Source organism: Paracholeplasma manati, assembly GCF_025742995.1.
Lineage (GTDB): Bacteria > Bacillota_I > Bacilli_A > Acholeplasmatales > UBA5453 > Paracholeplasma > Paracholeplasma manati.
In genome coordinates this window covers 288,005-301,969 of sequence record NZ_JAOVQM010000002.1, presented here as the reverse complement: position 1 = coordinate 301,969, position 13,965 = coordinate 288,005, and the positions used below count along the sequence as shown (strand labels likewise).

The 13,965-nt window shown below is 38.8% G+C and carries 14 protein-coding genes; 3 read left to right on the top strand and 11 right to left on the bottom strand.

What is annotated here, in order from left to right; all coding sequences use genetic code 11:
• The first annotated feature begins 6 nt into the window (after window positions 1-6).
• Window positions 7-1,410 (top strand): HAMP domain-containing sensor histidine kinase, encoded by a 1,404-nt coding sequence (locus N7548_RS03555; RefSeq protein WP_263608053.1) that lies wholly within the window; start codon window positions 7-9, stop codon window positions 1,408-1,410.
• A gap of 61 nt (window positions 1,411-1,471) precedes the next feature.
• A complete protein-coding gene (locus N7548_RS03550; protein WP_263608052.1) occupies window positions 1,472-2,161 on the top strand; it encodes a hypothetical protein in 690 nt (229 codons plus the stop codon).
• Between the two features lie 31 nt (window positions 2,162-2,192).
• Here the strand turns inward: N7548_RS03550 and N7548_RS03545 are convergent, their stop codons facing one another.
• The 6 genes from N7548_RS03545 to N7548_RS03520 form a co-directional block, all read right to left on the bottom strand.
• Window positions 2,193-2,525 carry an iron chaperone gene (locus N7548_RS03545; protein ID WP_263608051.1) on the bottom strand — a complete coding sequence of 111 codons (333 nt, stop codon included), beginning with the start codon at window positions 2,523-2,525 and terminating at the stop codon, window positions 2,193-2,195.
• Window positions 2,522-3,685: a lysophospholipid acyltransferase family protein gene (locus N7548_RS03540; RefSeq protein ID WP_263608050.1), complete on the bottom strand. Its 1,164-nt coding sequence runs from the start codon at window positions 3,683-3,685 to the stop codon at window positions 2,522-2,524. The genes N7548_RS03545 and N7548_RS03540 overlap by 4 nt, the downstream gene beginning before the upstream one ends.
• Window positions 3,682-5,082: an MFS transporter gene (locus N7548_RS03535; protein WP_263608049.1), complete on the bottom strand. Its 1,401-nt coding sequence runs from the start codon at window positions 5,080-5,082 to the stop codon at window positions 3,682-3,684. The genes N7548_RS03540 and N7548_RS03535 overlap by 4 nt, the downstream gene beginning before the upstream one ends.
• An 87-nt stretch (window positions 5,083-5,169) precedes the next feature.
• On the bottom strand, window positions 5,170-6,432 hold the full coding sequence (locus N7548_RS03530) for an HlyC/CorC family transporter (RefSeq protein WP_263608048.1): 1,263 nt from the start codon (window positions 6,430-6,432) through the stop codon (window positions 5,170-5,172).
• A gap of 121 nt (window positions 6,433-6,553) precedes the next feature.
• Window positions 6,554-7,003, bottom strand: coding sequence for a hypothetical protein (locus N7548_RS03525; RefSeq protein WP_263608047.1), 450 nt, complete (start codon window positions 7,001-7,003; stop codon window positions 6,554-6,556).
• A gap of 77 nt (window positions 7,004-7,080) precedes the next feature.
• On the bottom strand, window positions 7,081-7,488 hold the full coding sequence (locus tag N7548_RS03520; protein ID WP_263608046.1) for an SRPBCC domain-containing protein: 408 nt from the start codon (window positions 7,486-7,488) through the stop codon (window positions 7,081-7,083).
• Window positions 7,489-7,638: 150 nt separating this feature from the next.
• Here N7548_RS03520 and N7548_RS03515 point away from each other — a divergent pair, with 150 nt between their 5' ends.
• Window positions 7,639-8,424, top strand: coding sequence for a pseudouridine synthase (locus N7548_RS03515; protein WP_263608045.1), 786 nt, complete (start codon window positions 7,639-7,641; stop codon window positions 8,422-8,424).
• A 29-nt stretch (window positions 8,425-8,453) separates the two neighbouring features.
• Here the strand turns inward: N7548_RS03515 and N7548_RS03510 are convergent, their stop codons facing one another.
• The 5 genes from N7548_RS03510 to N7548_RS03490 form a co-directional block, all read right to left on the bottom strand.
• Window positions 8,454-10,889, bottom strand: a complete 2,436-nt coding sequence (locus N7548_RS03510) for an InlB B-repeat-containing protein (RefSeq protein ID WP_263608044.1) — start codon at window positions 10,887-10,889, stop codon at window positions 8,454-8,456.
• Between the two features lie 142 nt (window positions 10,890-11,031).
• Complete coding sequence (locus tag N7548_RS03505) at window positions 11,032-11,262, bottom strand: cation transporter (protein WP_263608043.1); 231 nt, start codon at window positions 11,260-11,262, stop codon at window positions 11,032-11,034.
• On the bottom strand, window positions 11,252-12,316 hold the full coding sequence (locus N7548_RS03500) for a GGDEF domain-containing protein (RefSeq protein WP_263608042.1): 1,065 nt from the start codon (window positions 12,314-12,316) through the stop codon (window positions 11,252-11,254). Before N7548_RS03500 ends, N7548_RS03505 begins: the two co-directional genes overlap by 11 nt.
• A gap of 8 nt (window positions 12,317-12,324) precedes the next feature.
• Entirely contained in the window at window positions 12,325-12,645 is a 321-nt protein-coding gene (locus tag N7548_RS03495) for a TfoX/Sxy family protein (RefSeq protein ID WP_263608041.1), read from the bottom strand.
• Between the two features lie 3 nt (window positions 12,646-12,648).
• Window positions 12,649-13,851 carry a BaiN/RdsA family NAD(P)/FAD-dependent oxidoreductase gene (locus N7548_RS03490; RefSeq protein ID WP_263608040.1) on the bottom strand — a complete coding sequence of 401 codons (1,203 nt, stop codon included), beginning with the start codon at window positions 13,849-13,851 and terminating at the stop codon, window positions 12,649-12,651.
• Window positions 13,852-13,965 lie beyond the last annotated feature (114 nt).

The following is a 13,965-nucleotide window of genomic DNA, read 5'->3' as shown; positions in this document are numbered from 1 at the left end:
GTCACCATGAAAATCAATCTGTTTGTTAAAACATTTCTCATGTTGTTGATCTCTTTTTCATTGGTCTTCATCGGTAGCATGTATTATAGCTACACCCGTTTTTCACCGATGTATATCGAAAAAAACATCGATGGGGTTAAACAAAACATTCTTTCTAACGCAAGTACGCTCAAACAAGGGACTTCACTCGAAGATACCAGTTTGATGGATTTATCGAGTGAAACTGCCTTTATCCGTTATCAAAACCAAACCATCACCGCTTCGATTGGACCGACATTCTTAACCAATGACAATATTCTCGATTTTGTTATTGGGATCTATGATAGTGAAGAAGCCATCCAAGAGGGTTCATTGATTTATTATGTGGATTTACAAGATGATATCTACCAAATCAATTACATCTATCAATTTGAATTTGACGACTACTTAATTGTTTCCACACGAATCCAATCCTTACAAAACGTGGATCAAGTACTGAATAACATCAACATCACTCAATCCATCATTGTCTTCATCGCGATCGTATTATTGTCCTTCATCATTTCAAAAAGTGTCGTTAAACCCATCCAACAAATTGGGGCATACGCCAAAGGGTTATCGAATTTGGATTTCAATCAAAACCTCAAACTCAAACGTCAAGATGAATTCAGAGACTTGGTGACGTCACTCAATGAATTGACCTTTCATTTGAAAAAAGCATTTTCAGAACTCCAAGAAGCCAATCAAAAGTTATCTTCCGATATCGACTATGAAAAGGCTCAAGAAGAAAAGAAAAAACAATTGATCATGACCATCAACCATGAAATCAAGACCCCACTCGCGGTCATGAAGGGCATGATTGAAGGGATGATTGATGGTGTCGGTCGATATAAAGATAAAGAGACCTATTTAAAGGAACTCTTAAAACAAATCGAATCGATTTCTACCATCACCCAAGACCTCACCTATACGTTAAGATTAGAAGATAAAAAAACCGACCACGATGTGGTCAGTAGCGCATTTATCCATACCATTTTACAACCCCTTGAAGAACTCGCAAAACAAAAGAAAATCAAGATTCAAAAAAACTTAGAACCTGCATCACTCTGGATGAGTGAAGAGTTGTTGAACATTCTCGTCACCAATTTGGTTAAAAATGCGTTATCCTATACCACAGAACCTTGGGTGAAAATCGATGGTTCTATCCAATCCAATGGGTATGTGTTGGTCATCCGAAATAAAGGATCACTCCCGGAAGCAGAGTTGACAAAATTGTTTGACTCCTTCTACCGCTTAAATACCCAACAAGAAAAAGGTTCTGGTTTAGGCTTATTCATCGTCAAACAAATTTGTGATTTGTATGGTTATCCTTACAAATTATTCAATGATGCTGGTGATGTGGTCTTTAAAGTATTGATTTCACTTAAATAAAAGCTTTGTCATAATTTTGTCATAACCATTTGGTATGATACAAACAGAGGAGGTGTGTCTCATGAAAAAATCAATCCTGATAATCGTCCTGTTGATCGGTGTCTTTTTGTTACAGGCGTGTGCCATGGCTCCAATGGATGAAGCCGTGAGTTTTGACGCACCGCTCTATTATAATGAGTTATCGATGACATTCACCAATACCTCCGAACACGATATTTTATATCAAACGGGTAACCCAGCAGACGATTTCATTTTATTGTATCGGATGCATGCAGAAAATCCGAATCCAACCGATGAAGCCATTTATTTAGCGTTCATGCAGACCCTCTACAGCATTTCGATGAGTCAGCATGTTTCGATGGCTGGGTTATTCAGATTGAGCAGTTCCGAACTCAAACAGTATTTTGATGCTGCAGGCATCGCGATGTCCATCAACGATGTGGTGACCTTCAATACCATTCAATCTGAAATCACAACGTATAAAGAAACTCAAAGCTCACCGACGGTTTCCAAACGTGCATACATCGAATACCGATTATCCATCACGTTGTCTGAAGATGATTACCAAGGGTTACGTTTCTTCCAAGACGTCTACAGTGATTTTATGTATGATCACCCAGGATTCATCATTCAAACATCGGATTTTCAAACCTTTATAGATTTACTCAATCCAAATCATTTCAATGAATCCCAATTAAATCAAATCGAAACGGCTTATAATCATATCAGAGCAATTCATGAAAAAAACTAACCCAAAACACTTGAATGTTTTGGGTTCTTTTTTAGGTGTATTGTTTTTCCAATGCTTTCGCAACCTCTACAATCAATTCATAAGGTATGGGTTGATTGATCTTAAATAGGAGATTGCCTTTTTCATTTTGATAAGGTTTGGTCTTTGCTTGTAAGGCCTCATCTGAAGTGAGCGGTGGAAACACACTCACATGGGCTTTGAATGCGCCATAATAAAAGAATGCTTTGTCATATTTGAATGCAGGTACCCCATAAGACAATGCTTCTTTGGCTTTTGGAAAAGCAGCTTTGATCAGTCGTCTGATTTCCGCCATGATGGATTGTTGTGGTTCGGGTAGATTTTCTATATATTGATCTACAGTCATACGTTACCTCCGGTATGGGTTTGGACATAGTCTTCGTGTAATACTTCGCCCAATAAGACAAATTGGGTCGGTAGATAAGGGTCACTAAAGACGAACTGGTAGAGTTCATACCCTTCATAAATTTGAATGTTGATACCGATATCGGATGGACATGTTGGGACATCTTTGACATCAAAATGATAGGTGGTTTCTTTATCTAAGACGTGTCCCACAAAATGATACCCTGATTTATTCAGTGTCAACTGACCTTCACCAATCGTTTTCACGTGTTTGTCTTGATAGCCTTCTAACCGCACTGGACTTTGAAGGGTATAATTTGGGTTTTGTTTTACTGTTTCGATGAGTCGTTGTCTTTGGGCTTCATAGAGGACATCGACACCTGTGCCATCAATTCGGCCATATCGATCATACTTAAACGACTGTTGACAATGTGGACAATTGAGTTGGTGCTGGTTTGAAATTAACCCTGTTTGATGACAATGTGGACATTCCGTTAAAACATGTTCTAACCCATGAATGTCGTTTAATTTATAGGTATATTGTTTGATCAAATTATCCTCATAAGGGCTGTGATATAATGCTTTTTGTACTGCTTCATATATCGCTTGTTCAGATAACTGTTCAATGTCTTTTGGACCAAACAACTTGACCACTTGTGTATCGATTCGACCTCTGAATGTTTTTTTCGTCCAAGGTGGGTTTACCAAATAAGGAAATTGGTGTTTGACAATAAACACATCGACTTTGGCTTTTTTAATGAGTTTCGCGACTGAGAAGGTCGGTTTCATGAACCTACCTGAAGGGGAGATTTGACCCTCGGGAAAAATCGATAAAATGCCTTTATTCTTAAGGACACGCAGTGCTTTTAAAGTCGCGACAGCGTCTGGTTGTAATAAGGCTTTAGGGATGGCCCTAGATAACCTTAAGAAGGGGCCTAATAGCGGATCAAAAAACATTTTATGTGCCGCCAAATAGTTCATTCTTTTAGGGTATAAAGCAGTGGTTGTGTAGATGAAATCGTAAAACGAGGTATGGTTAGATAACGTGATGGCAGGTCCGGTGATGGTATCTTTATGGATGATTCTTTGGCCTTTACCGAATGCGTATAGTTTCAATAATCCACCGAGCGGCCAAAATAACGCGCCATTCGGTTTTTTCATTGGATGGATGCCAATACATCGGCTTGGTTTTCAGGGTGTTCAATCGCGTGTTTTATCTCTGCTTGTTTTTTCGCATCAATCTTATACTTGAGTGAAATCAAGATCCCAATCGTCATAAAGACTAAAGGCGCTAACGCCATGATGAATTTAATCGCGTTCATCGCAGAATCGGGTTGAGATAAAATCGGGTCTGCGCCTGGCGCTCTTTCTTTAAAGCCAGCCAAACCAATCAAGGCCATGACTAGGGCTAAGCCAACGGCTTGTGCGACTTTGTTGATGAAATTGGTAAACCCACTCATTTGGCCATCCAAGCGGTCATTGAAATAGAGTTGTCCGGCATCGACAACATCCCCATACATGGTATGTGGAACTAAACCAGGACCGGAGATCCCAAAGCCCATCAACGCAGCGATGAGATACAACAATACGGGGTTAATGTTGGCTGGAATGATTAAGATGAATAACGCTGTGACAATCCATAAAACCGCACCGAAGCGATAAGCAAAGGTTTTCCCTTTACGTTCAATCATTTTAATATACACTGGTAACGCCACGATTTGCATCGAGAACATCAAGGCTGCAGAGATTAAACCCACCATGGTTGGCTCTTGGGCAGCGGTTAAATCTTTGGTGATATAGAAATCCACATAGAAGAAAAATAATCCGCTCATGATCGCCATCGACATTTGAAGGACCAAGAACATGCCTAAGTATTGTCTAAATGGTTTCAATACCAACGGTTTAACCATGTCTTTGACATTGAATTTAGACACCAAGGCTTTGGTTTGGATTTCTTCTTGGACATATAAACCCGTCAATAATACAGAGATAAAGAACAATGTTCCAAACGATAAACTCATCACTTGATATCCGATGGTTTCATCGAATAAACCGACGATGATGCCTGGTACAGCCACGCAGAGGATGGATGAAAAAATTGAAAAACCAAGACGATATGAATTATAGCTTGCACGTTGTTGATAATCGGAGGATACTTCGGATGATAATGAGTAATAAGGAATCATCACAGATGTTTGAACGGTGGTAAATAATAAATAGGAGGTCAATACCGCTGTGACTCTCAAACCAAGGTCAGAGATGTTGTATGGGAAAAATAAAAGATACATCGAAACCAAGACCAATGGGCTTGCGAAAATAAGATATATACGACGTTTGCCCCATTTAGATGAGGTTCTATCGGAAATATACCCCATCAATGGGTCCGTAACGGCGTCCCAAATTCTCGCGATGAGCATGATTAGACCAATCCAATAAGGGGAAAGACCGACGGTTAATGCGAGAAAACCTGGGTAAAGAAAATTGATGATGTTAAATGAACCACCACCGAAAATGTCCGCTGAAGCGAAAGCCAGTTTACGCTTTAATGTGTGTTGCATAGGTTAGCACCTTTCTTTCTATTACCCACATTGTAGCATGAACACGCGCATAAGTGAAAAAAAACAAGCCAAACGGCTTGTTATAAGTTACATATAGAGTTCATCAGCGGATGGGATTAAAGTAATTTTAACTTGTTCAATACGCTTTCCATTCATTTTGATGATTTCAAATTTAATATCATTGGATTGATAGACTTCTTTTTCTGTTGGTAAATGCCCGATGGTTTCGACCACCCAACCATTCACGGTTAAGACATCGAGTTCTTCATCGCGACCAATCAATTCAAAGAATTTTTCAACGTTGGCGTTCCCCATGACCAAATACTCATGGTCACTAATTTTTTCTATCTCATGTACGATGGTGTCGTGTTCGTCCCATATTTCACCAACGAGTTCTTCGAGGATATCTTCTAAGGTGACTAACCCAACCGTACCACCAAATTCATCGAGTACGATGGCGATGTGCATTTTCTTGACTTGAAGTTCTTTTAATAACGCATCGATCTTCTTGTTTTTTGTGATATATAAGGCTGGTTTGATGATGTCTTGGATATTTTTATGTGATGTGTAGACATGATTATAAAAGTCTTTATGGTTGATGATGCCAATGATGTGGTCGATATTGCCTTCATACACTGGCAATCTCGAATAACCGGTTTCGACAAACACTTTTTGAATTTCTTCGATGGTGGCGTCAATCGGTAAACATTCGATATCGATTCTTGGGGTATAAATATCGATGGCTTCTAATTCTGAGAATTCAATCGCACTACGAATGAGGGTACCTTCGGTTTCATTGATACCGCCACCTTCTTGGGCTTCATCGACGATGGTCAAGAGTTCTTCTTCGGTAATGCTTCTATCTTCATTGGGTTTGACAATTTTAGACATCAATACTTTCCATTGTTTAAAGAAAAAGTTGAATGGTAAGAACACTTTTTCTAAAACAAGCACGATGGGTGCTGAAAACATCGCGAATTTTTCTGGGTATTCTTTCGCAATCGATTTTGGTGTGACTTCACCAAAAATCAATACGACGATGGTGATCACAACGGTCGCGATGGTCGCGCCTATTTCTTGTCCCAATAAGCTGACAAATAGGATGGTTGCGAGAGACGCACTTAAAATATTGACGATGTTATTACCAATCAAAATGGTCGATAAAATCACGTCATAGCGTTCAGATAACTTCAATGCGAGCGATGCGTTTTTATGTCCTTTTTCGCTCAGATTTTTCATACGAATACGATTATACGAAGAAAAAGCGGTCTCGGTGGCTGAAAAAAATCCGGATAAAATGATGCTGATGATGATTAATATAAGATAGATACTACTACTGTCACTGTCCATATATGGGCTTGATATTCTCCTTGATGAATAATTTTATAACAATAAGCATTATATCATACTGTTTTAAAAAATGATATATCTGGACACCTACAGGCAAGAAAAAACACCTCGTTTGGAGGTGTTAGTGTTGGTGTTTACACTCACAATCGTCGTGATCGTGTCCACAATCACAGTCTTCGCCTTCTGCATGGTGGTGATGACCGCATGCACAGTCGCCATCTTCATGGTCGTGACCACAGTCACAATCGCCTTCATGTTCATGGTCGTGGTGATGTCCACAGCCACAGCCATCTTCGGTTTCTTCAAATTCTGCTTCATCTAGAAACATCAATTCGCCGTTTTCAACATAGATGGTGATGAGTTCTGTACGGGAGACGGTTTCTTCTTCCATCACGACAGGAATCTCATTGAATGTGTATACTTGGTCACCATCTTCAATGTTGCCTAATCCGAATTGTACGGTTGAGTCGCCACATGAACAATGGTAATGTAATCCTGCAATCACGCAGTTAAAGTTTTCTTTCTTTAAAATATCTTGTAATAAGACTTTTGCTTCATCGGTTATAATCATGGTTTTTATGTCCTCTCTAAAACGAATTTATTATACGGTATTTTAACCGATTTTACAATCAAAATGTGGTGAAAACTCTAAAGCGTTAAGCAGTAGCGTTTAAAGGATTCTAATATTTGTTGCCACCCTTGTTGTTGAAGTTCAGGACTGTTTTCTGTTTCAGCATCAAAAATCACTTCTACGAATACTTTTTTAGGCAGTTCAGTCATCTTAATCTCAACGATTCGATCATCCAACATGCGATATTTTATGTACTTAAGTGGTTCTATTTTTAAAAACTCACCTTCAAAATCAAACCCAAATGAGTGGTCTTTGGCTCTCATTGGGTACTTAAAAAAGCCACCCACGCGAAAGTCGCTCACCGAACCAACCGTTTCCCAGTCCTCTGTCGCGTGGTTCCAAGCGTCAACGTGTTTTGGGGTAATATAAGTTTTCCAAACCAATTCAATCGGTTTTGGGATGTGTGTATGTATCGATATTTTCATGGATATCACCTCTATGACTATTTTATTTCATTCTGTATTCTTTTGGTTTTGTTTTGCTTTGGATTTGAAGACATTGTATCTTTTATTATAAATAAGGCGTTTTTTTTCGCAAAACCCACCAATTATGTGTATAATGAATCCGGTGATACTATGGATTATGCAAAACGATTAACTCAAGTCTTCCAAACCGAAGACGTTAAAATAGAACATGTCAAAGACAAAGGCATCTCGATCAATAAATACATCGCGGATTCTGGCTTTTGTTCTAGACGAAAAGCCGATGAACTCATTCAATCTGGGGTCGTTACCTTAAATGGTGAGGTGGCGAAACTCGGTATGCGTGTAGAAAAAAAAGATGTGGTCAAAATCGATGGGGCTTTGGTTCAACCCATTGAAGATAAAGTCTACATTGTTTTAAATAAACCAGAAGGCATTGTCTGCACCACCGAAAGACATATTGAAAACAACATCGTTGACTATATGCATTTAGATGAGGTCATTTTCCCTATTGGTCGTTTAGACAAAGACTCTAAGGGATTGATTCTACTCACCAATGATGGTGATATCGTCAATAAAATATTGAGGGTAGAATACGGTCATGAAAAAGAATACCGTGTTGAGGTGGATAAACCCCTGACCAAATCATTCATCGATTACATGGAACAAGGCGTGGTTATTTTCAACTTAAAGACCAAAAAATACCAACAAACCGAACCTTGTAAACTCATTCAAGAAGACGATACGCATTTTAGAATCATCCTAAAACAAGGGATGAACCGTCAAATCAGACGCATGACCACCGCATTGGGTTATGAGGTCGTTTCGCTTGAACGTATCCGTATCATGCATATTACGAAAGATGGTTTACCGCTAGGGTATTACCGTTACTTAACCAACGATGAAATGAAACAACTCAATCAAAGCATTCAAAAATAATCAAGGGACGCCGCGGCGTCCCTTATTCATTATTTAATCTCAAACGATATGGATTTCATACCGGTAGCGGAACGATAGTATACTACATAAAAGCCGACTTGTTCAAGTCTCACTTTATGAGGTAAATACACGTATTCTCCACCATTGTACTCCATATAAATATAGGCATTGGCCATCGGGAAGTCAATTAAAACGTAGTCTTCATATACCCCATTGTTTTCGATACCAATCACTGCTGGGTATTCGCCAACGATGTTGAGGATTCGAATCATGGATGTTGTTTCGACATATGAAAAATAGTATCCAGGGGCGGAAAATGAACCGTTGCCTGTATAACTCGATTTATTCACCACACTACCATCATAATAGTGTAAGGTATAGTTTGATGTCCCGACAAAGTATTCATATGGGTATTCCATGTTGATGGTTTGTGTTTCTAAATAAATGGTTTTGGTAATTTTATAACCCAATTCACTGGCATCATAAGTCAATTCATACATGTAGTTACTGTAATGAATTTGTCCAGATAACACGACATAGCTTCTAACGTAATACATGTCATGATCATTAAAGTCCATCCCTTGAGTTGACTTAATCAAATTGGTTGAGGATTCATAATCTGCATCGACGTCATGCACACCTGGAACACCTTTCAATAATGCGAAAGTGGTTCTTGAATACAAGAAACCTGCATCACTGATTGGATAAGTATAACGGTCTTCATGTAAAAGGGTTGCTCTAAACTCAAATTTAACATTGCTAGGTGTCGCATCGATGAAACCATAAAAGGTTGTACTCACAAATGGTTTGTCGAATTTGAGTGTATAGACATGTAAATATTGCTCATTGGTACTTAAATCTGTAACGATCACTCGGTGCGTACCTTGAACCGTAATATTGTTATAGCTTTGATAATCATGATGGTTATCTTTAGCTTCATATCCATCCAAGACTTCATAGAAAAATACAGATACGTTTTGAATTTGTGGGTCACTATGATAATATTCACCACCAGAGACAACATAATTTAAACCAACTGCGTTACCACCTTCAACCACATGAATGGTTTCAAAGGATTGAACATCACTATAAAGGATGGTATCTTCAAACTTCACATATATTCTCATATAATAGGTAGTATTTTCTTTGAGTGGGTTTGTATCAAATAAATAGTCAATGAATGTAACATTACCAGAAAATGGGGTATCAGATAGTTTCATTAAACCGCGTTGTTGGTAAGTTAGCACATTGGATTCCCCATATAAAACGCCATATTCTGTCGCGTCTTCATCCACATTGTGGTCCTGTTTGAATCGATAAATCGCAGCATTCGCAGCCACTTGCATGACTTGTTCTACTTTGAATGATTCATCTAATCTTGAATGATCAATCGCACTGATGTCGGTAAAATACGTTGGGTGTTCAACTTCGGTATAGTTATATAACCAGATGGCATAGAGTGTGATGTCACTTTCCACTGGGGTATCAAAATCATATAATTCTGCACCATCAGCGGTTAGAGAATACCCTTCTAAACGATATCCGGTTCTAACAGGGGTCATACCAAAACCCTGGGCTTTTTCATGTTGAACGACCATTTCGAATATTTCACCGGTTTGTAAAGCACCATTTAAATCATAGGTTACTTTATAGGTACTCAATGAAGTATCAAACCATTTGGCGTAGAGGGTCGTATCTTGATATAGGTTAGTTGCTTCAACTAAAAATGGTGTTTCGAATGTTGGGTCAATATACCAACCTTCAAAACGGTAACCGGTCTTGGTTGGCGTAACCAAACTTGGTAAAAATGACCCGATGGATAAATGCAGTGGCGGGAAGTCTTCATTCGCGCCATTGGAAACAAAGGTCACTGTTATTTGATTTTCAATCACTTCGAAACCAGCGTATAAAACGATATCTTCATAAATCGGTTCTGCAAAATCACAGAATTGTGTGAGTGCTACATCATAGAACCAACCAGTAAACACGTAGCCGTCTTTGGTCGGTTCGGTTTCAGGTAGATTCGGTATGCCACCATGAATCACACTTTGTTCTGGGAAACTGCCTACACCACCTTGAAGGTCAAAGGTCACACTGTATTCAACTTGTTGAGGGGTGACTGCGGTGACTGTAAAGGTTTTTTGGATGGTTTCGCCTTCAACAGTTACCGTTAAATTCACGGTATAAACTTCACCAATTTCAACGGTGATTTGATTGCCTGTTAATGTCACCACTTGGTTGGATTTGTTTCTAACTTCAATGGCAAGTTCTGCCCCATGGGTCTTCACCAATTCACTCCAATTTTCAATGGAATATTCTAAGGTATAAGTCCCTGCAGGGATGTTGATTTGATTCACTGCTTCAATGTTCACATCGTCGATGTTGAACTCTGGTACTTGGTCACAAGCTGTTAGCACAAAAAAAAGGCCAACGAGCATCCATAGGACACCGGTCATTTTTTTCATTTTATTCACATTCTTTCTTTTTTATAATATTTTACACCCGTCTATTAAAAAAGACAATTATTTTTCGGACTTATTTTAATATTTTTTTAATAAAAACACGTTTTTTACATTAGAAATGATATAAAAAAGAAAAAAAAGCACTTCACAGTGCTTGGATTTCTTCAATGTCGTACCCTTTGTTTTTCGCAAATATCATGATTCTTCGAATGGTCATCGGTTTTTGAAAGTCGACCTCAAGGGTCTTTTGTTTATAGTCTGCTTTGACCGATAAAATGTCTTTATGGCTTTTAAGACCAATGAGTAACATTTGGGCACAGTGGCCACAACTACAATCTTGACACGTTAAATTGGGTACTAAAAATTTAGCTTGCATCGGTTGTTTCTCCAATAATCACACGGTTTCTGCCATCATCCTTGGCTTGATAGAGATGCTTATCTGCACATTCAATCCAACCATCTAAGGTGTTATGACACGTTTTATTTACAAATATGCCACCAATCGAGATGGTCAATTTAATCTCTTGTTTTTGATATTTAAAGGTATGGTTTTCAACTTTCTTTCTCAACCTTTCCGCAACCTGACGAACCGTATTCGCTTGAAATGCGTCGATGACATAGACAAATTCTTCACCACCATATCGGGCGATAAAATCTTGATTGCCACGTTCCTCTTTTAATTGAGTTGCGATATCTACCAACACATCGTCACCACAACCATGGCCATAGGTGTCGTTGATCTTCTTGAAGTGATCCACATCGATCATCAACAAACCAAACGTGCGTTTGTTTTTGTCGAAGAGCGCTTTTTTCTCTTGCATGAAGGTATCAAACGCCACACGGTTATTCACACCTGTCAAATAATCTGTGGATGCTAACGTTGACAAGGTCTTTTGCGCGTCGTTCGCGATTCTAATATAATAATACGCTGAATTCGCCACACCTGTGATATTTAAAACAAAGTTTAAGATGTGGAAAAAGATGAGCCAACCCATCGCTAAAGGATAGAAGGGTGGGTTGTTAATCGCGTAAATGAATGTGAGGACGAACAATACCACTTGTGTGATGACACCAACCAGTTTTAAACTAGGTCGCCATTTGGTATAGACAATCAAAACACTCATGTTGAAAAAATAGTACATAAAGCCTGAATTCAACCCAAACAAAAGCACTTGGACAACACCTAAGGCTGTGATGGTTAGAATGAATAGGAATGCTGATAAGCCATATTTCTTCTTTTTATTCAAATATACAGCCAACAATGCAATGATAAAACCGATGATGTTGCCATAGAATGAGACCATGCTTCCCGTAAAGAATATGATGGGAATGATGATTAAATCGGCAGCGAGTGTCGACATGTATACCAGGTTGGCTTGGTGAAAATATTGTCTGGTTTCAATGTCGACATAGTTTGTTTTAGCGTTCATAGGGACTCCTAAATGGATTTCTTCTTTTTGGGTTTGATGACCACATGGGGTAACAACGCATCGATGGCTTGTTTGGTGATGTAATCATCATCGATATCGAGCAAATAATGCAATTTCGCACCTTTGTATGGATACCCCGTTTCCGCATCCTTCAAAATGGGTGTGGTCGATTCGTGTATTTTGAGATACGGTTGATCATCACAGACCAAAATGATGGGTTTTAAGTCAATATAAATCATGTACTCACCGAACATCTTACGATAGGTTACATCATAAAAACGTCTGAGTTTTTCAACCACATAGGTAACATAATCTTGTGAACTGGCCATAATTTACCCCTTCGATACGATGTGTTTGGCAGCCAATCTGCCTGTGGATAAAGCGATGGTAATATTAAATCCACCAATGGGTCCTTGTAAGTCTGTAGACTCACCAATGAAATATAACCCCGGTGATTGAATGGTTTCCATGGTTTGTGGATTCAGTGCTTTCACGTCAATCCCACCTGCGTTGACAAAGGCTTTTTCTTTGACTTCAACGCCATCAATGGGTATTGGAAAAGCGGTTAAGAGTTGATTTAAACGTTCAACTTCTGTTTTTTTCATATCCGAAACCCGTTTGTTCTCAATGCCAGACACATCGAGTACTTTCTTAGCTAAACGTTTCGATGTCATGGTTTCCAAAGTGGTTAGTATGGTATCCTTGGTGGTTCTAGCTTGATGGAATACAGGGATCGGTTCAACCTCTGTGAGCGTGATGTAAAGTGTGACTTTTTCTTTTAAAAGTCTGTCGTAAATGAGTTCTGAAATGTGTAGAATGATGGGTCCAGATACCCCAAAATGGGTAAATAGGATATCCCCATCGTGTGTCTTTTTATCTTGATTGATTCGGACTTTTGTGGTGAGTGCGACACCTTGTAAGTCTAAATCTTGTTGTTTGACTTTATCTGAAAATAGATAGGTTTCAGCTGGGGTATAGGGTTTATAAGGAATATCTAAGTATTTCGCAAACACCAAAGCGTCGCCTGATGACCCCATGGTTGGGTAAGCGTTAGATCCTACTGCGATGATGACATTTTTACTTAAATACGTATCCAAATCGGTTTCAACCAAATACAAATCCCCTTGCTTACTGATTTTCTTGGCAGGTTCTTTGTAGTGAATGCGTTCGGTTTTAATGCCTTTTAGTAACGCATCCAAAACCGATTGGCTTTTACCTGTTTTGGGAAAATATTTGAAGTTTTGTTCCAGATCGAGTTCTAACCCACGAAGGTCAAAAAACTGAATGACATCTTTCGGTCCAAATTGGGTTAAGGCCGGGTATAAAAAACGTTTATGTGGCATGTGTAACGATTCGATGAAATCTCGAACGGGTAGGTTATTGGTGATATTACAACGTTTTCCACCGGTGAGCAGTAATTTTTTACCGACTTTATCGTTTTTTTCCAATAGGATGTAGTTTTTGTGCCCTTCGAGTTGGTTACAAGCCATCAAACCGGCTGGTCCTCCCCCAATGACGATACAGTCTAAGATCATAAAATCACTCCATACATCATTATAACGTATATTGGCGTAAATATTGAAAAAAAGCATGACAATGGCCATGCTTTTTATGTGGGAGATGCTGATTTTGAATCACCAGCATCTAAT